The sequence below is a fragment of the Paenibacillus xylanilyticus genome (assembly GCF_009664365.1).
Classification (GTDB): Bacteria; Bacillota; Bacilli; order Paenibacillales; family Paenibacillaceae; genus Paenibacillus; species Paenibacillus xylanilyticus_A.
In genome coordinates this window covers 6,149,466-6,168,851 of sequence record NZ_CP044310.1, presented here as the reverse complement: position 1 = coordinate 6,168,851, position 19,386 = coordinate 6,149,466, and the positions used below count along the sequence as shown (strand labels likewise).

At 49.7% G+C, this 19,386-nt stretch carries 18 protein-coding genes; 16 read left to right on the top strand and 2 right to left on the bottom strand.

All coding sequences use genetic code 11. From position 1 onward, the window contains the following. Positions 1-241: 241 nt before the first annotated feature. The 14 genes from F4V51_RS27520 to F4V51_RS27455 all read left to right on the top strand — a co-directional run bounded on the left by F4V51_RS27520 (position 242) and on the right by F4V51_RS27455 (position 15,777). A complete protein-coding gene (locus tag F4V51_RS27520) occupies positions 242-1,651 on the top strand; it encodes an MATE family efflux transporter (RefSeq protein WP_095290892.1) in 1,410 nt (469 codons plus the stop codon). A gap of 157 nt (positions 1,652-1,808) precedes the next feature. Further along, positions 1,809-2,705: a helix-turn-helix transcriptional regulator gene (locus F4V51_RS27515; RefSeq protein WP_153980333.1), complete on the top strand. Its 897-nt coding sequence runs from the start codon at positions 1,809-1,811 to the stop codon at positions 2,703-2,705. Positions 2,706-2,938: 233 nt separating this feature from the next. Then, entirely contained in the window at positions 2,939-3,649 is a 711-nt protein-coding gene (locus F4V51_RS27510) for a response regulator transcription factor (protein WP_110758457.1), read from the top strand. Beyond that, positions 3,646-5,151, top strand: a complete 1,506-nt coding sequence (locus F4V51_RS27505) for a sensor histidine kinase (protein WP_153980332.1) — start codon at positions 3,646-3,648, stop codon at positions 5,149-5,151. Before F4V51_RS27510 ends, F4V51_RS27505 begins: the two co-directional genes overlap by 4 nt. Before the next feature lie 56 nt (positions 5,152-5,207). Then, the gene (locus F4V51_RS27500; protein ID WP_153980331.1) at positions 5,208-6,317 is read left to right on the top strand and encodes a DUF5050 domain-containing protein; all 1,110 of its coding nucleotides are present in this window, start codon (positions 5,208-5,210) and stop codon (positions 6,315-6,317) included. 298 nt (positions 6,318-6,615) lie between these two features. Then, positions 6,616-7,503 (top strand): oxygen-dependent tRNA uridine(34) hydroxylase TrhO, encoded by an 888-nt coding sequence (locus F4V51_RS27495; RefSeq protein WP_153980330.1) that lies wholly within the window; start codon positions 6,616-6,618, stop codon positions 7,501-7,503. Positions 7,504-7,524: 21 nt separating this feature from the next. Further along, positions 7,525-8,163: a helix-turn-helix transcriptional regulator gene (locus F4V51_RS27490; RefSeq protein ID WP_095291272.1), complete on the top strand. Its 639-nt coding sequence runs from the start codon at positions 7,525-7,527 to the stop codon at positions 8,161-8,163. A gap of 235 nt (positions 8,164-8,398) precedes the next feature. Next, positions 8,399-8,971 (top strand): TetR/AcrR family transcriptional regulator, encoded by a 573-nt coding sequence (locus F4V51_RS27485; RefSeq protein WP_153980329.1) that lies wholly within the window; start codon positions 8,399-8,401, stop codon positions 8,969-8,971. A gap of 70 nt (positions 8,972-9,041) precedes the next feature. Continuing rightward, complete coding sequence (locus F4V51_RS27480) at positions 9,042-9,848, top strand: phosphotransferase family protein (protein WP_236146656.1); 807 nt, start codon at positions 9,042-9,044, stop codon at positions 9,846-9,848. 327 nt (positions 9,849-10,175) lie between these two features. Next, a complete protein-coding gene (locus tag F4V51_RS27475; RefSeq protein ID WP_095290909.1) occupies positions 10,176-11,231 on the top strand; it encodes an ABC transporter substrate-binding protein in 1,056 nt (351 codons plus the stop codon). Between the two features lie 149 nt (positions 11,232-11,380). Further along, positions 11,381-12,241, top strand: a complete 861-nt coding sequence (locus tag F4V51_RS27470; protein ID WP_236146853.1) for an ABC transporter permease — start codon at positions 11,381-11,383, stop codon at positions 12,239-12,241. Positions 12,242-12,243: 2 nt separating this feature from the next. Further along, positions 12,244-13,038 (top strand): ABC transporter ATP-binding protein, encoded by a 795-nt coding sequence (locus F4V51_RS27465; RefSeq protein WP_095290912.1) that lies wholly within the window; start codon positions 12,244-12,246, stop codon positions 13,036-13,038. 164 nt (positions 13,039-13,202) lie between these two features. After that, complete coding sequence (locus F4V51_RS27460; protein WP_153980327.1) at positions 13,203-14,381, top strand: winged helix-turn-helix domain-containing protein; 1,179 nt, start codon at positions 13,203-13,205, stop codon at positions 14,379-14,381. Between the two features lie 79 nt (positions 14,382-14,460). Further along, positions 14,461-15,777 carry an MFS transporter gene (locus F4V51_RS27455; protein WP_153980326.1) on the top strand — a complete coding sequence of 439 codons (1,317 nt, stop codon included), beginning with the start codon at positions 14,461-14,463 and terminating at the stop codon, positions 15,775-15,777. Positions 15,778-15,863: 86 nt separating this feature from the next. On the opposite strand, the gene F4V51_RS27450 is transcribed toward F4V51_RS27455, so the two are convergent. After that, positions 15,864-16,445, bottom strand: a complete 582-nt coding sequence (locus F4V51_RS27450; RefSeq protein WP_153980325.1) for a hypothetical protein — start codon at positions 16,443-16,445, stop codon at positions 15,864-15,866. A gap of 33 nt (positions 16,446-16,478) precedes the next feature. Continuing rightward, entirely contained in the window at positions 16,479-17,063 is a 585-nt protein-coding gene (locus F4V51_RS27445) for a hypothetical protein (RefSeq protein ID WP_153980324.1), read from the bottom strand. 158 nt (positions 17,064-17,221) lie between these two features. Here F4V51_RS27445 and F4V51_RS27440 point away from each other — a divergent pair, with 158 nt between their 5' ends. Together F4V51_RS27440 and F4V51_RS29210 are read left to right on the top strand one after the other, a co-directional pair. Further along, positions 17,222-17,716: a DUF6385 domain-containing protein gene (locus F4V51_RS27440; protein WP_153980323.1), complete on the top strand. Its 495-nt coding sequence runs from the start codon at positions 17,222-17,224 to the stop codon at positions 17,714-17,716. 43 nt (positions 17,717-17,759) lie between these two features. Continuing rightward, entirely contained in the window at positions 17,760-19,331 is a 1,572-nt protein-coding gene (locus F4V51_RS29210) for a DUF6385 domain-containing protein (RefSeq protein ID WP_236146655.1), read from the top strand. Positions 19,332-19,386 lie beyond the last annotated feature (55 nt).

The following is a 19,386-nucleotide window of genomic DNA, read 5'->3' as shown; positions in this document are numbered from 1 at the left end:
ATTGGTCCAGTAATGCCCTTCTATTAGACGCTGTCTGCGTTTAATAGAAGGGTTTTGTGATGTCTCGGCATGTCTACAGAGCAATGTGGCAGTGACTGCAAGACAGGTTTTATGAAACAAATAAATGCCTATTTCTTACATTTCAAAATTCTTTCAATTATTTTCGCAAAACTACTGCATTTTCAAATTACCTGTGCTAACATACCCTATGAAATCAAGCCCACGTTAGAAAGGTGAGAAAATGACAGCAATATCCTCGACCAAAGAGTCCCTCCGTTCAGATGCCAAGGATCTGAAGCTGATTCGGCTAACCTGGCCGATTTTCCTGGAACTCTTCTTGTTTATGTTGATGGGGAGCGTAGATACGCTCATGCTTAGTTCGGTATCGGATAATGCAGTCTCCGGGGTGGGCGCAGCCAACCAGATTATCTCGATTGCCATTCTTGTACTCGAAGTCATCGGACATGGTGCTGCGATTGTCGTAGCCCAATATATAGGTTCCAAAAAACTGAGTGAAGCAGCACAGGTTACAGGGAATGCGATTACGCTGAACCTTATGGTTGGGCTGATCCTGAGTGTTATTTTTCTGGTGTTTGGTGGACATTTACTGACACTTCTGAATATTCAAGGCGAAATCTATGATTACGCCCGTTCGTATATAAGCATTGTTGGGGGCGGGATTTTCCTGCAGGCACTCATCAATGCGCTGGCTGCAACCATTCGTACACACGGGTATACCAAGGAAACGATGTACGTATCCGTGTTTATGAACGTCATCCACGTGATTGGTAACTATGCCCTGATCTTTGGACATTTCGGCCTGCCCAAGCTGGGCGTGGAAGGGGCAGCGATCTCGACGGTGGGAAGCCGTTTCATCTGCCTGCTGATCTTCTTCTGGCTGTTGTACCGTGTGAGTGAGGTCCGGGTAGAGTTCGGTTACTACATTAAATTGTCCAAGAATTTTATCGGCAAAATTCTGCGCATCGGCATTCCGTCTGCGATGGAATCCATGGTGTATCATTCCTGCCAACTCATATTTACGTTGTACGTGACCTATCTTGGGGCGGAAGCCATGGCAACCAAGCAATATGCAGGCAATATCTCCAGCTATATTTATCTGTTCAGTATGGCGATCGGCATGGGAACATCCATTATTGTCGGTCGGCTTGTGGGGGCACGCCGCAAAGATGAGGCATACAAACGGGTATTCGACAGTGTAAAATGGGCCCTTCTGGCCACCGTTATTATTGACGTGATCATTATTATCTTCCGCGTACCATTAATGAGCATCTTTACGGAAAACCCGGAGATTATCAAGCTGGGCGCGCAGGTACTCCTGCTCAGTCTGTTGCTTGAAACCGGGCGTACCTGCAACATTGTCATTATCGGTTCCCTGCGTGCGGCAGGGGATGCCAAGTTCCCGGTATATATGGGGCTGATCTCGATGGTATGCATGAGCCTGCCTCTCGGATATCTGCTGGTGTTCCAGCTTGATCTGGGTCTGGCAGGTGTATGGCTTGCCATTGCAGCAGACGAATGGACACGTGCGGTCATTATGTACTTCCGCTGGAAGAGCCGGGCGTGGGAGAAACATGAACTGGTGGAGCATGATGAGGACGAGGTTGGTGCAGAGCCGGTTCCAGCAGTCTGATTATTTGGCCACGATTAGATATACAGCAATCAAGGAAGAGTCGGCAGGACATCGTTGTCCCTGTCCGGCTCTTCTTTTTATATTTTCCGCAAAAATGATCAAAACGGCCGCTTGGCGAACACGTATAGTAAGGATATGGAAGGGGGTTAAACTCCACTTGAGCCGTTATCAGGAGATAATTCAGGACAGCTTGTTCTATATTGAGACACATCTGCATGAGGAGATCGGACTGGAAGAGGTGGCGTCAGAGGCTTTGTTATCGCCGTATCACTATCACCGGGTATTCCGGGAAGAGGTAGGCATGACCGTTATCGATTACATTCGTCATCGCCGGATGAGCTTGGCTTCTACCGCGCTGCGCTCCACGGATGCAGGCATTTTGGATATTTCTCTCGCCTGCGGCTTCGAAAGTCAGGAAGCATTCACCCGGGCCTTTCGCAAAATGTATGGCATGCCGCCCGGTCGTTTTCGCAAGGTATTTGATCTGAAACTATTTACCGGAAAAACCAGAGGAGGAGAAGTACAGATGAATTCTGCAACTGCAATCAAAGGCTGGATGTTAACCGGAAGCCACCCGCAAAATTATGAAATGGGCATTGATCCTGCCGAAGTCCATCATGGGAAGGCCTCGGGGTATCTGAAGGCTGTAACACCCATGGAGCCGAATGAGTTTGCCACGATGATGCAGCAATTCCGTGCAGACAAGTATGTAGGGAAACGGATGAAGCTGTCCGGCTTTGTCAAAACCGATCGTGTAGACGCATTCTGCGGATTATGGATGCGAGTGGATAATCATGTCCAGGACGTGCTGCAGTTTGATAATATGCATGACAGGCCGATCACGGGGACACAACCCTGGAATCAATACAGCATTGTGCTGGATGTTCCCGCAGAGAGCGCAGTCATCTCGTTTGGCGTCATCCTGAACGGTAAGGGCAAGGTCTGGGTGGACAGCTTCCGCTTCGAGGAAGTGGATCTGAATACACCCTTAACCCATATGGAGACGGAAGTTGAGATGTCGGACGAGCCGATGAACTTGTCGTTTGAAGAATAGTTTGATCGTTCGCATTCTTGTAAGCTTAACATGGTAAAAGACGAAGACCGATCCGTTTCCAGGTGAGGTCTTTTTGCCTTGTGCGGGTATAAAAAAAGTGGAGCGAAGTCCAAGCTTAGAGATATACGGCTTGTTGTATAAATTATATTATCCTCCATGGATTATCCGGCCATACCTTGTTAACATAGATCCAGGAATAAAGAACTTAAGAATCCATAAAGAGGATGAATCCGATGACTAAAAAAGTGCTTGTGGTCGATGACGAGTCAAGCATCGTCAGTGCCATTGCTTATGCGCTCCGGCGCGAAGGATATGAAGTAGAGACAGCAAATGATGGCGAGGAGGCACTGGTCAAGGTTGCGTCATTCCATCCGCAGGTCATGATTCTGGATGTCATGATGCCAAGGCTCGATGGATACGGCGTATGCCGCAGACTGGAGGACCGTGAGGATATCGGCATTATTTTGCTGACCGTGAAAAATGACATCGTGGACAAAATCGTTGGCCTGGAGATGGGTGCCGATGATTACATGACCAAGCCGTTCGAGATTCGCGAGCTGCTCGCCCGGGTGAAGGCGCTTATGCGCCGGGTGGAGAAGAGCAGTCCACCGCCAGACGAGCAGAAGAATCAGGCCATCGTTAATGGAGACTTGCGCATTCATGTGGCTCACCGGACGGTGACAGTGAAGGAAGAAAAGCTGGATCTGACGCCCAAGGAGTTCGACCTGCTCACGATCCTGATGTCCAATCCGGAGCGGGTGTACACCCGTGATGATCTGCTGGATCGGGTGTGGGGCATGGAATACGCAGGAGGCACACGCACAGTGGATATTCATATTCAGCGTCTGCGCAAAAAAATCGGTGATACGGATCAGCAAAAGCTGCAGACGGTGTACGGTATTGGCTATAAGGCATCAGCTCCTGAACCGGGCGGTTCGGCATGAGGGTCAGCATCAAGCTGAAATTCAGCGTGTTTCTGGCGGCATTGCTCATCTTGACCGTTGTGGTGCTCAGTTCCCTCGTCCTGCGAGGGATTGAACGCAACCAGCAGTCACAGATCGAGGGCATTCTGTCGCAGCAGACGCGTCTGGTCAATCTGAATGTGCGTCAGGCCTACTATACGGAAGCCATACGGCTGGAGACGGATGCCTTTTTGAAGCAAAATGGACGCAGGCTGGCCCAGGAACTGGCGAACTCGACAGGTCTGCCCATTGCGCTCTATGACATGAATGGGACACAGGTAGGTTCGTCCATTACACCGGGTGAGAGTCTGGAGATCCAGGAGACGCTGAACTATGCTCTGCAAAATAAAATCGCCTACCGTGAACAGGGGGACACGCTGCTCTATGCGGCACCGCTGGATGGTCCGGATGGCCAGATGGGTGCGATATGGATGCAGTACTCGGTCCAGAGCTACCATGAGTTCTATGCACGCATTTTACAGTTGTTCCTATGGGCGGGAATTGCCGTCGTGGTATTGAGCTTTATTCTCGGGTACCTGTTCTATAATCGGTTCGCGGTTGCGATCACCAAGCTGAAGAAATCAGCGGATTCCATTCGGGAAGGCGAGTATATCACCGAATCTCCTGTTAAACGCAAAGATGAACTGGGCGAACTGGGGCAAGGCATTTATTACATGAGCACGTCCATTCAGCAAAATATTACAGACATGCATGCAGAGCAGCAGAAGCTCCAGCTGGCGATTGAGAAGTTGCAGGCACTGGAGCAGCAGCAGAAACAATACATCGGCAACATCAGCCATGAATTCAAAACGCCGCTAACCTCGATCAAGGCCTATGTAGAACTGCTTGATATGTACCGGGACGATCCTCAGCTGCTGGAGGATGCATCCAGCAACATTGGTAAGGAAACGGAACGGTTATACGAGATGGTCGAGAAGGTGCTGCATTTATCGGCATTGGAGAAATATGATTTTGAGAACCAGGCGGAGGATGTGGAGGTTGGTGCGCTGCTGGAGGACGCATGCGGACGCATGCGAGGCAAAGCTGAAAAGTTTGCGCTTCAAATGGAGCTGGACATTCAGCCTGCCGTTATCCGTAGCGATCGGGAAAGCCTTATGCATATCTTCATCAATCTGCTCGATAATGCAATCAAGTATAATGTGCCTGGCGGTGTCATTCGCGTACAGAGCGAGCAGCGGCCACAGACGCGTGAAGCGGTGATTCGCATTTTCAACTCGGGTCTGCCGATTCCGGAAGAGGCAAGAGAGAAGATCTTTGAACCTTTTTATACAGTCAACAAGGACCGGGCGAGAAGGACGGGTGGAACCGGACTAGGTCTGTCACTCGTGAAGCAATTTGTAGAGAGACAGGGCGGAACGATCACCCTGCTGCAGGGTGACCTGAAGAATGAGGAAGGAACAACGTTCCAGCTTGTTCTCCCGCTCGCCAATTCAAGTTTACAAGTTGGAAACAAGTTTGAATAACTTTGGAAGTATGGTATGTGTATGCTTGGTCTATAGCATAGAAAGCAGGGGGGACCATGATGAATTGGAAACAGGCGGCACTCAGTACATTGGGAGCGTTAGCTCTGTTGTCTGCAGCAGCTTGCGGGGGGACGACGGAGCCGGGAGGCAACACACAAAGTGGGAAAACGGGCACGGATATCACGGTAAAAGACAATACCAATACATCGGTGTATCAGAGCTTCAAACTCGAGAAAATTGATAAATTGCCCAATATGCGCGGCGTGGCCTGGCTAAGTGATGACTGGATCGTATCGGACAAAGAAAACACATCGATGAAACCCGTCACGGTTGAGGGCCAGGAGAGATATCCGCATAACTTATATATGTACGATCTGTCGAAAGGAACTGATACACCGCTCAAGGAGAGCGAAGTCAGCTTGAGCTCGCCAATTGTCTCACCGGATGGGCAGTACCTGTTCTACCGGGAGCCGGAGGAATCGACAGGCAAAGGTTTCTTTCTGAATTTGCACAACGGGGAGTCGGTGAATGCGGGTGAGGAAGATGGATTCATTCAGGAAGGCGCGTGGCTGGATAATGAGCATGTTGTCTTTCCGAATATGAAGGGAGACCTCGTCTCAGCCAGTATTGATGGTACAACCAAGGTGTTGGTGGAGACCGGCAATTTCAACGTACGCAGTGTCAGGGTCTCGGGCAGTATGATCTACTATATTACCGGTGAAGACGGACAATTGAATGCCTATGATACAACCACAGGTGACGTGAAGCAGGTCCTGAAGAGCGTGGAGTGGGTTATTCCGTCCAATGATGGAACCAGGCTAGCCATTGTAAAAAAAACAGCGGATACGAAACGGGCGCTGGTGCTTACCGATCTGGAAGGCAACGAGAAGGCGACGCTCGCCAGGGGCACCCAGATCTTCGGGACCAGTTGGTCCGGGGATGATTCCAAGATCGCGTACACGATTAACTCGGAGAGTGATGACGAGAAGGGACTGTTCGTCTCCAATACGGAATCTGCAGAGCAATTCCAGATCTCGGCCGATATGGACGACATCTCCGATCCACTCGCCTGGAGCCCGGAAGGCGATAAGATTCTGCTCTCTCAAGCGGTGCTGCAGAATGAATCGTATCACTTTGTCACTTCTGTTATTACAATCTCGGAGTAACTAAATCCAAAGAGCCTGTTCCCCAGTGGGATTCAGGCTTTTCTTATATCTTCCAGAGACACCTCAATTATGGTTGAAATGTTCCATAACTTTCATCCCTTTCTATACATTTATATTGACTAAGCCCTTCCGATTCCGATAAACTAGAGTGCAGGAATAAAAGTCGTATGTTGGGCAGCAGTTCGAGACGATGTTTCGGGCGGCTGTTTATTTTCTTTTTAATGAGCAAGGTTGCAACGTTGTAGGCTTGTCGGATGATCCGGCCAATATCAACATGGAATAGGAACAGGTGATACACATGTGTAACAGCGCGTACCGCGTGCTTTTATATTATAAGTTCGTGAAGATTGAAGACCCCGAGACATTTACTCAAGAACATCTGCAATACTGCAAGGACCTGGGTGTAAAAGGCCGTATTCTGATTGCATCGGAAGGTATTAATGGTACGGTATCCGGTACGCCGGAGCAGACGGAGCAATACATGAAGGACATGCATGCCAATCCGCTGTTCAGCGATATGGTGTTCAAGATTGATGACGTGGAAGAGCATGCGTTCAAAAAAATATTTGTTCGTCACAAAGCGGAGCTCGTAACCTTCCGCGTGGACGAAGATCTGGACCCGAACGTTACTAGCGGCAAACGCCTCTCGCCAAAAGAGTTCCACGAGCATTTGCAGCGTGATGACGTTATCGTCATCGATGGCCGCAATGACTACGAATACGAAATTGGTCATTTCCGCGGAGCCATTCGTCCGGACGTCGAGTCGTTCCGCGAGTTTCCGGAGTGGATCCGGGAGAACCTGGGCGACATGAAGGACAAAAAGATCATTACCTACTGTACTGGCGGCATTCGCTGCGAGAAGCTGACCGGTTTCATGATCAAAGAGGGATTCCAGGACGTGGCGCAGCTGGAAGGTGGCATCGTAACCTACGGTAAGGACCCTGAGGTACAAGGTCGTCTGTTCGATGGTAAGTGCTACGTATTCGACGAACGGATCTCCGTACCGATTAACCGGACAGATGAGGATATTGTTATTGCCAGCTGTTATCACTGTGGAACGACACATGACCGATATATTAATTGTCCAACCTGCAACCTGCAGCATGTGTGCTGTGAGGATTGCGAAGAGACGCATAACCGCTTTTGCTCGGATGCCTGCCGGGAGGCAGCACCGGTACACGCATAAGCAGGAGAGCAGGTGCTGCACGTGAAGCGTGAAGACGAAATGACGACGCGTGAACGGATTTTGTTCATGCTGAAGCGGCAGGGCACGATGACCGCAAGAGAAATGACGGCCGAACTTGAACTGACCGGCATGGCGATTCGCCGTCACCTGACGGCACTGGAGCAGGATGGACTAATTGAAGTCCGGGAGGCTCGGGCCACCGCTGGACGTCCATCTTCGGTGTACCATTTGACCGCACGCGGAGATGGTTTTTTTCCAAAATCCTATCCATCGCTTACGCTTGAATTGCTGGAAGAACTGACGGAGTCTGCCGGTGAAGGCATTGTAGACACGTTGTTCGAGAGCCGGCGCGACAAGCTGCTTCGGAGCAAATTGCCACAGATGGAGGGCCAGGATCTGGCCGGGCGTGTGGAGGAATTGGCACGAATACAGAATGCTAATGGCTACATGGCTGACGCGTCGAGAGAAGAAGACGGTTCTTATGTGCTGACTGAGCTGAACTGCCCGATTGTACAGGTAGCGAGCGTATATCGTCAGGCTTGCCGCTGTGAATTGGATCTTTTCCGTTCCTTGCTGCAGGCAGATGTCGAGCGCACGGAATGCTATGCTGAAGGCGGCAAAAAATGCACATACCAGATTCGCGAAGCCGCGGGAAATTGATGAACGTATGGAGATTGTTTCGATCATTCGAAGCAGTCTCCTTTTTTGTTAGATAAGACGTAAAAACGTTACTATGATGATTGAATACACTTTATAATTCACTTAACATCCGGTTAGGTTTTATCAGTTGATTTTATTTAGGAGAAATATTAACCTACATGTACGCTTGACACATCGAACTCACGATAATAACATACGTTATATAACAGTTGTTATTATTATGGAGGGAGAAATAATGCCACCAAGATCCGAGATCACGCAGGAAAAAGTATTATCTGCCGCATTTCAGCTTGTGCGGGAGCAAGGATTGGAGGCGGTCACTGCGAGAAACGTCGCTCAGACGCTTCAATGCTCTACCCAACCAATCTATAGCCTCTATAACAACATTGAAGAGCTGAAATCAAGCGTGTATAACAAAGCTGCCGAATTTGCTCGCCATTGCATGATGGATTATAAGAATAGTGATAATTCTCCTGCTCTGAACCTAACCATCGGTTTTCTGTATTTCGCTCAAAACGAGAAACAGCTGTTTAGAGCTTTGTATTTATCAGGTTATCGGCAATACAATCCACATACCGATCAGTTTCTGGGTGAAGAACTAACCACATCTTATATGAGATACAGCAAGCGATTGCAGGATATTTCCTACGAGCAACTCAAGCGTATTTTCCTAAAACTTACAATTTATTTAATCGGCATTGGAACGTTACTGAACTCTCACACCCTAGAGCTGGACATGGATGAAGCCATCGAGATGATCCGGGAAATGTATGAGATGTTACTGCATAAAGAAGGTCTCACTTATTAAATCCGAATAGGGAGTGTGCAAAGTGGTCCAGGGGATCGGTAATAAAATTGGAGAAGGTGGATGCGCTGAAGTGTTTGAATGGGAAGATGGAAGCAAGATTATCAAATTGGCTAAGCCTAATACCATTCCGGCTGCTATACAGGCTGAACTGCACCACTGTCAAACTGCTTGGGCCTGTGGGCTTCCCGTTCCGCGCCCCTATGATTTGGTGGTCGTTGAAGGACGGTCAGGTATTGTATTTGAACGGATTTATGGCGATCCCATTATAAAGAGATTTGTGGAAAGAGCAATAGAGCAATCCAGCACACAGCAACCCATTGATATTATGAAGGACTATATAGAAGCCAAGATCACGGCAAAACTGTTTCATCAGATTCACTCTCATGCAGTGGCCAACATGCCAAGTCAGCGGGAAAATATAAAGAATGATATTAATAGAGCACAATATCTAACAGATGCGGAGAAGGCAGCCGTTATCGCCGAGCTGGATGGCTTACCCATCAAGCAGCAGCTATGTCACGGAGACCCAAATCCAGGTAATATACTGGTTAGGGATAACGACGCAGTCATGATTGACTGGAACAATGCTTCTACAGGAAATCCGGAAGCTGATTTGGCTGAATATGTAATTATGATCCGATATGCGATCTTACCCCCACATTTGCCGAGTGAAGCCACTGTTCTTCTCGATGCTACAAGGGAAACCTGCATTAACTTGTTTATGGAAGAGTACGAGAGGTTATCTGGCATCCGTTATGCAGATGTTGAACCTTGGATCCTTCCTGTGGCGGCACGCAAGCTGGTTGCGGATGGGATCTCCGAAGAGGAAAAGCGTTTGCTTATCAACGAGATTAGAAGAAGGCTCCACATTTGTTAGGCAAAATTTATATATGATAAAGGCGCCATCGGCAGAAATATTGCGGATGGCTTTTTTAATTTGTGTAATGTTTTCTATCACGATTAAGGAATAAACCAAATTGGAAGCGGTACAACCATTGACGGGAAAGAAGTCGCACCTTAATATTAGAGAAACACAAAATGACCAATACGAGTCATGGACTTCAGTCGCATGAGGAATGTCTATGTTTGTCTGCTTTTGTCGATAAAAGCAACAATGCGTTGAAGCGTTCGCTTAGTCCCGCCCTATCGTGTCACTAGGATGAGAGATGGGCAACACATTTAGAAGATGGAGAGGGGTTCTCACATGAAAAAGAAATTCTGGATGTCACTGATGATGGTTGCCTCAATGATTGTAGCCGCAGGTTGCGGAAATAACAGCAGCACGGGTACGGGTACGGAATCCGAAGGATCCGGTACTCCAGCAAGCGAAGGTACTGCAGAAAAATCCTACCGCATTGCCATCTCGCAAATTGTGGAACATCCATCCCTGGATGCAACACGTGAAGGATTCATTGCGGCATTGAAGGAAGCGGGAATCGAAGAAAACAAAAACCTGACCATTGACTACAACAATGCACAGGGTGATTCAACCAACAACCTGTCCATTGCCCAAAAAATCGCAGGCGACTCAAAGAATGACCTGGTGCTCGGGATTGCTACCCCATCTGCACTGGCACTGGCTCAGCAGGTCAAAGAAAAGCCATTGCTCTTCGCAGCAGTAACGGACCCGCTGGGTGCCAAGCTGGTTAGTGACTTGGACAAGCCAGGCGGCAATGTCACTGGTGCATCGGATACGAATCCGGAGGCAATTGTGCAGCTGGCTGATTTTATCGCGAAATACATGACGGACGTAAAAACGGTAGGTTTGGTCATTAACGAAGGCGAACCGAATGCCGTTGTCATGGCAGACAATGCCGAAAAGGCACTGGCAACACACGGAATCAAGCTGGTCAAAGCTCCAGTTACGAATACATCTGAAGTTAAACAGGCAACAGACTCTCTGGTAGGCAAAGTGGATGCCTTCTACATCACACTCGACAACTCGGTTGTCAGTGCAGTGGATACGATCATCCAGACAGCAAACAGCAACAAGATTCCGTTCTTCTCCAGTGACCGGGATACGGTTGAAAAAGGTGCTTTTGCTACCGTAGGTTTTAAATACTATGACCATGGATATCAAGTCGGTGAAATGGCCGCGGATATTCTGAAGAATGGTACGAAGCCTGGCGATATGAAAGTAACCGTTCCGGACAAGCTTGATCTGATCCTGAATCTTAAAGCAGCTGAAGCTCAAGGCATCACCGTTACCGACGAAATGAAGGCGGAAGTTCAGGACCAGGATAACAACATTATTCAATAATCTGACCGGATAACAACCGGCAGTACGGATGCGAGGCGGACGTGCAGTGGGTTCGCCTCATTCTTTTCGATAGACAGGGAGGAAGTAGCGTGAGTATAAGTTGGAATTCAATCGAAGGGGCAATCGAGCTCGGTCTGTTATATGCCCTCATGGCCCTTGGTGTATATATTACGTTCCGGATTCTCGATTTTCCCGATCTTACCGTAGACGGAAGTTTTACAACAGGAGGCGCAATCGCGGCGGTTATGATCTCCAATGACTTTTCTCCTTGGCTCGCCTGTTTGGCGGCAATGGCTGGAGGAATGATAGCTGGAGCCTGTACCGGTCTGCTGCATACCAAAGGCAAAATCAATGGATTGTTATCCGGAATTCTGATGATGATTGCACTCTATTCCATTAATATGCGTATCCTCGGTGCCCCGAACAAATCTATTATGGGAATGGACAATCCATTCTCAGGTGAGCATGTCATGGTGCTGATCATCATTGTTGTGCTGGTATTTAAAATCATGCTGGACCTGTTCATGAAAACCGATATTGGACTGGCATTGCGCGCCACAGGCGACAACAAACGCATGATCCGCAGCTTCGGTGCCAATACCGATGTAACGACCATCGTCGGCGTCAGTTTGTCCAACGGACTGGTTGCCTTGTCCGGGGCATTTATTGCCCAGCAATCAGGCTTCGCAGACATTACGATGGGGATTGGTATGATCGTGATCGGATTGGCCTCCGTTATTATCGGGGAAGCCATTCTGGGTGCAAGAACGGTATTCTGGGCAACGCTCGCAGCTGTGGTCGGTTCGATTATTTACCGGATTGTCGTTGCGCTTGCACTTCAGGTCGAATGGTTCGATACCTCTGATCTGAAGCTGATTACCGCGGTAATCGTCATTATTGCTCTTGTCTTCCCAACCATGCAGCGTTCGATGAAGCAGAAGAGCCTTGCTCGCAAACGAACGGAAGAGCTCATGCGATCCACGGGCCAACAAGCGAAGGGAGGCATGTGATCATGCTGGAGATTTCACATGTGACGAAGCTGTTTAATCCGGGAACGACAGACGAGAAGACAGCACTGGTTGGCGTGAATCTGACGATGAATCCGGGGGATTTTGTAACGGTCATCGGCAGTAATGGTGCGGGAAAATCGACGTTGATGAATATCATATCTGGTGTAATGAAGCCGGATATGGGTGATGTGCTGATTAATGACCGGTCCATCAAAAACCTGCCTGAGCATAAGCGCAGCAGCTGGATCGGCCGGGTGTTCCAGGATCCGATGGCAGGAACGGCTCCGCATATGTCTATTGAGGAAAATATGGCGATGGCGTATAAACGCGGTAAAGGACGTGGCCTTGGCTTCGGGGTTACCCGGGCAAGACGGGAGATCTTCAACGCCCAGCTGCAGAAGCTGGGGATTGGACTCGATAAGCGGCCCAATGCCAAAGTGGGTCTTCTCTCTGGCGGGGAGCGCCAGGCACTCAGCCTTCTGATGGCAACCTTTACCCAGCCGCAGATTCTGCTGCTTGATGAACATACGGCGGCACTTGACCCTTCACGTGCCGAATTGATTACCGAGCTGACCGAAACGCTGGTCCGTGAGATGAAACTAACGACCCTGATGGTAACTCACAATATGGAGCAGGCGATTCGTCTCGGTAACCGTCTGATCATGATGGATAAGGGCAGAATCATTCTGGACGTCAGTGAAGAGCGCAAGCGCACATTGACCGTACCTGAGCTGCTGGGCGAATTCGAGCGCATCAGCGGCAAAAAGATGGCAGACGACCGCGTGGTACTTGGCTAAGCCAGTCCATACGCTGGGCGTATTATACAAAAAACCTTTTGCGTACCCGCAAAAGGTTTTTTGTGGTATGTTGTTTTCTACATGAACGAATACCAGGTTTAGTGTAATCACATTATGGATGAACCCAAACAAGGGATAAGCAAGCATATACAGGGGGAGCAGGCATGTCATTGCAATTTGATGAAGGTACATATACCGTAACCCGGCGCACGGATTCCATCCAGCTGCTCGCGAAGGAATTCGCGCTTTTTCATTTTCTATATGAAAACAAGGAAAAGGCATTTACTCGCAGCCAGCTGCTGGACAGCGTATGGCCGCTGGAGTACCCGGTTGAACGAACCGTGGATGACCATGTGTACCGGCTGCGCAAGAAGCTGAAGCATTGGGAAGAAGTTTCGCTCGATACGGTGCGGGGCTACGGTTACAGACTAACCATAAGGACGAATATGGCAGCGCTGCCCGCCAACCCTTCCGAACACGATCTGGAGATGCGGGAAGTGATCCATGGATTGTTCCGCAAATATCATTTGTTTGGACAGGGGAAATCGATGTTAACCTTGTTCAATCAGCAGGATGCTTTGGGTATCCAGGTTGATTCGTTCTATCAGCTGTATATCCATTTTATCCAGGGGAATCTGGAATGGCTGATAACCACCGAGGAATTCCCTTTTGAGGAGCGTTTATACTGGCTGCTGATTTTTGTACACGCGCTAATCGAACCAGCGGAGAGTTTGCACCTGTATGAGCGGGCATTGAATTCACCCGCGCTGTCTGCGGATCAGCTTCGGGAGCTCCGTATCTTGAATATTGTCGAGATCTATGCAGAGGTTGGTCAATATCGGCGTGCCAAAGCACAACTACTAGAGACATATCGCGTCATTGAGGCAGACCATCTGGTCAACTTCAAGCTGCCTGTATCCCTGTCGGAGTTGTACGTTGAGTTGTGGGGCGGCAGTGGTGAAAGAGTAGAAGAACAGATGAGCATGTTACGTTCGAGTTTGAAGGATGCCCCATATTTGCGTGAGATCGGGCGGTTCCAGGTTATGGAGGGGCTGTGGCTGCTGAGGCAGGGGAGAGCCCGAGAAGCAGAGCCGAGAATGGATGACGGGCTGGATGTTCTCAAAATGACATTGAACGCACCACTATACATCAATTCGGCGAATCAGATCTTGTTATTCATGGCACATCACCGAATTGAGGGACGTCTGGTTCATAAATATCGTCAAGTCTATGCTGAAATTGCCAAAGAATACGGTGTTCCTATGTATGGGCAGCGTATTACGAATGAAGTCCGCGCGTATTTATCCCCATTTTCTCCAGCGTCTGATCTTCCTCTGATATAACTCTCGTATGATTACAGCCAAGGAACATGTAAGCCTGACAACAAGGCTGTAATCAGATGAGTAGGAGGAAACCCCCAGAATGAATACTGTTTCACATGAATCTCATCAGCCATCACAATCGTCCCAAAGGCCATCCACAAGTTTGTGGACCAACTTCCGCTTCATGCGCATGTTTATCGCGTATGCGCTCGCTACCTTCGGGGATTGGTTCGATGCCCTTGCCATTCAGATATTGGTGGCCTATCGATGGGGTGCCGATCCACTGATCATCGCATTGATTCCCGTCTGTATGGCTGTTCCGGGCATCCTGCTGGGTTCGGTCGCGGGTACACTTGCAGATCGTCTGCACAAAGTAAAGATCATGCTGCTCTGTGATGTAATCACCGTTGTGCTTACGGTTGCCATTTTGTTCGCGCCAAGCGCGGCATGGCTGCTTCCACTTCTGGCCCTGCGAGCCATGATGGGCGTATTCCACATTCCGGCCCAGCAGGCGCTGACGCGTCAAGTGGTGGCCGAGGAGCATCTGTTTCAGGCATCGTCTCTGAACGGTTTTGTCGGACAGTGCTCCAAGGTGGCTGGACCGCTTCTGGGTGCCGTCATCCTGGCGGTATTCTCACCGCAGATTTGCATTGTGATCAATGCCTGCACCCGTCTAATATCCGGGTTGGTATTATGGCCATTGCGACGGTTAACAGAGAAGCCGGAACATTCTATAGACCATGAGACACAAGATCATCAGAACCACGCGGAGACGGAATCGGTGCTGACGCAGTGGACGAAAGGGTGGAGCTTTATACGAAACAGCCGGGCCATACTATGCACGCTGTTGTTTGGCTGTTTGGGCTTAATGGCCATTCTGATGATTGATTATCAGTTCGTAACGCTTTTCCGAAACATCAAGCCGGGAAATGAAGCCTTGATTGGATGGCTGGGCTCATCTGCAGGAGCGGGTGCTGTTATCATGATTCTGCTGCTGAACCGGCTGCCGCGAGTCAGTTATGGCTGGGGGTTGGGTGGAGGGTTCCTCCTTATTGGAGTAGGTATTGCTGCCTTAGGCATGGTAGCTCCCTTTACCCCGAATCTATGGATAATCGTCTGGGGGCTGTGCATTGGCCTCGGAAACGGCCTCTCTATGGTCACGCTGAATTATTTGCTGCAAAAGGAAACCCCTCCTGCTTATGTAGGGCGTGTCTTCGGCATCCAAAATTCGATGTCCAGTGTTGTGCTTATCGTTGCCCCGCTGGCAGGCGGCGTTCTGATTCGTATCGCGGGGCCGAGTCTTACCTTTCAATTCATCGGCATCGCTACACTTGCTATTGGACTTACAGGTATCTTGATGCAGCGCAAGTTGTGGGGAGTCCAGAGACCACGTGTTGTTGCCGGGCAGGAACTATGATTTATTGGCAAAAAGACACACGTAAAAGCCGCTTCGAGTTTGCCGGAGGCGACTTTTCTCTCTTGGAGGGGATGGTAAGGAAGTCATTAGACCTCCCACCAAGCAAAGTAGGCTGTAGACGCCAGCAAGCCTCCAACGGAAAGGGAACCACTGACCGTCAGATTAATGGCCTGACCTGGCGGGACGACATAGCTCCCAAATACGCTGGATGAAAAGGGCCCCGCTTGCAAAGGCATCGTCATTAGCGTCGTTGCTCCGGTAGGCGCAGCGTTGGAAAATCGCACGATTGCAACACTGGTGTTGGTACTGGACAGATTGCTGTTCACGGATGGCAGCGTACTTGGCGAAGCCAGCGTTCCATTGGCACTCAGGACCATGGAACCGCTGAAGGAGGACAGGAGATTGAGTGCAACTGTAATTCCACCGGAGAGCTTCGATACGTACAGCGTTCTCCCACTTCCCACAGGGTTGCTCAACTGAACCGTCGCGATAACGCTGCCGCCCAATAACCCCAGGGTGGTGGAGTTGGTTGTACCGGAATTGAATAGTCTTCCCACGTTTCCTGCATCGCTTTCCGGTGGGGTAATAATGCCCGGAGACCGAAAGGTATTGGTATTGGAAGTATACACTGGCTGAGTCTGCGGGTTAAACACGTTATGGTTGGGCAAGGTATTCACCACCTTTTCCTTCATGGTTATCTGTCAGAATTCCCACCAGAACAAATTAATGGCTGCCGTCTGATTCCCAACACCCACGCTAACGGATAACGTCAGTCCTGGTGGCACGATAATCGAACCGTTGAAGTTCATCCGAAACATGCCAGCGGTCAGCGGAAGACTTAGCAGGCTTGTAAACGCACCGCCCAGCGTTCCTGTATTTTGCCTCGTGGTGACCACACTGGCATTCGTACTCCCAAGCAGTGTATTGACCGGGACAGGTGTACTTCCACCCGATGTAGAAACAGTTCCGCCAGAATATACGACCAGCGTAGCTGCTGCGGTTGTTCCTCCAGATACACTTGAAATCCTTAAGGTTCTGCCACTGCCAGCGGCATTAATGATTTGCAGAAGAAGATTCTGGTTGTTAGGAAGTCCGGCATTATTGGTAGTCAATGCAAAGAAACTGCCAGCAGCAGCAGCCCCGCTCTCTGCCGAAGCCTCAATTCCGGGGGCGGAAAATGTATTGGTAAGCTGGGTAAACAGGGGACCATTAGATTGGTTGAACACGTTATAGTTCGTTATCTTACCCACCTCCGATTTGATTAAACTGAACTGACCTTTTGGCATGCAAATATATACTCTCATCCTTGTACTTACAGTGTATGTACGACATGAGAGAAGCGTTTGGGGCAAGAACGGCAAAATCGAAAATAGCGGCAGATGCCGTGCCCGTATTTTAAGTCCGGGCATACGATGCGGAAGCACATTTTTTAAGGGGAATCGAGATGAGTCGAACAGCGAAGCGAAGCAAGAAGAGATTGAGACCAACTAAATATGTGAGCCGCCGCCGACCCCGCCGATCCTGCCGCGCTAAACTGCTGAAACCTCCTTGTTCCCGGATTACTCGTCCCCGGGTCAAGCAGGGTCGCCCCTCACGCACGATACTCCCTGGTGCTACTCACTGTTTTACAGAGCATACGTATGTCGGGGCCGAAACCAGCAGTTCCACCAGTGCTCTTCCTGCTCAGGATACATCATCGCTCAGCATGTACACATATGGCATTGTGAACCGGGGCAAGAATCCGGCTCTTGTACAGATCCAGATTAGTCCCAATGCAGTGGATTATGCGGTGGACAGCCAGGAGGTGATTGCGGGGGGCCAAACCAAAGCTTTGGTTCCGCAACGGTTCCTTCGATATACCCGGCTTGCGATTCAATCGATGGAACCGGATCAACCGACCAGGCTGGATGTTTACTTTCAGGCACAGCGCATGCCCTAAGGTGAAATAATATGACTGATTTCCAGGGAGGAGGACGGGGCTCATGCCTAACTTCACAACGTTTAACACGAATCCGGACAATCTGCGGACCCTGATCTTTGGTCAGGATGCTACCGGTACGGCCCAGCCCGTCAGAACGGATACGAGTGGTAATGTTGTCGGGATCATTTTGGACGGAACGATCAGTAACATCTCGGGTTTGACGACGGTTACCATTAATGCAGGCACAATCACCAACCTGCTGAATGGTACCCTTACGAGTGTGCTCGGGGCCACCATTACTGCAGGTACGATCACCAGTGTGCTTGGAGCTACGGTAACAGCAGGGACCTTGACGAACTTGCTGAATGGTACGATCACCAGTGTACTCGGAGCAACCATTACAGCCGGAACCATCACGAGCGTGCTTGGAGCTACAGTGACAGCGGGAACGTTGACGAACCTGCTGAACGGTACCCTCACAAGTGTGTTAGGCGCGACCATCACGGCAGGCACACTGACGAACTTGCTAAATGGTACGATTACCAGTGTACTTGGAGCAACCATCACAGCCGGAACCATTACGAGCGTGCTTGGAGCTACGGTGACAGCGGGAACGTTGACGAACCTGCTGAATGGTACCCTCACGAGTGTGTTAGGCGCGACCATCACGGCAGGCACGCTGACGAATTTGTTAAATGGTACAATCTCGAATGTGCTTGGAGCCACCATTACGGCGGGAACCATTACCAGCGTACTCGGAGCTACGGTGACTGCTGGAACGCTGACGAACTTGCTGAATGGTACGATTACCAGCGTGCTTGGAGCCACCATTACAGCGGGAACCATCACGAGTGTACTCGGGGCCACGGTAACCGCAGGAACCTTGACGAACCTGCTGAACGGTACAATTACGAACGTACTCGGCGCGACCATCACAGCCGGAACCATCACCAGTGTGCTTGGTGCGACGATTACTGCAGGTACAATCACAGGCATTCTGGGAGCGACGCTTACAGCCGGAACCTTGACGAATCTGCTGAATGGTACCCTCACGAGTGTGCTAGGTGCAACCATTACGGCGGGCACGTTGACAAACTTGCTGAACGGAACCATCACCAGCGTACTTGGAGCAACGGTCACGGCCGGAACATTAACCAACCTGCTTAACGGTACAATCACGAATGTGCTTGGAGCCACAATTACTGCGGGAACATTAACGAATTTGCTGAACGGAACGATCACCAGTGTACTCGGCGCGACCATCACAGCCGGAACACTTAGCAGCGTAACGTCGATTTCCCAAAAGAGCTTCCAGGAATCGCAGCTGATCAATACACCTACTGCCAATACGTTTACGCCTCTACCAGCAGTGACAACCAGTGTATTTGGCACATATTCCTTCTTTGTATACAACAGGGGGCCAGGGATCAATCGTGTGGATGCCCAGGTGGAAATCAGCGCCAACGGCTCGAACTGGTATACGGATGTGGCAACAGTCACGGGAATTCTGGCAGGCTCCGTGGACGTACTGGTTCCCCAGCGTTTTCTCAAATATACACGCCTTTCTTATCGTTCCAGTCTCATCGGCGCACCAAGTACAATCGATGTGTTCTTCAATGGACAAGGCACATAACCAGGTTATCAATCATATAGGTACATGGAGTCCCATTTAATGGACTTCATGTACT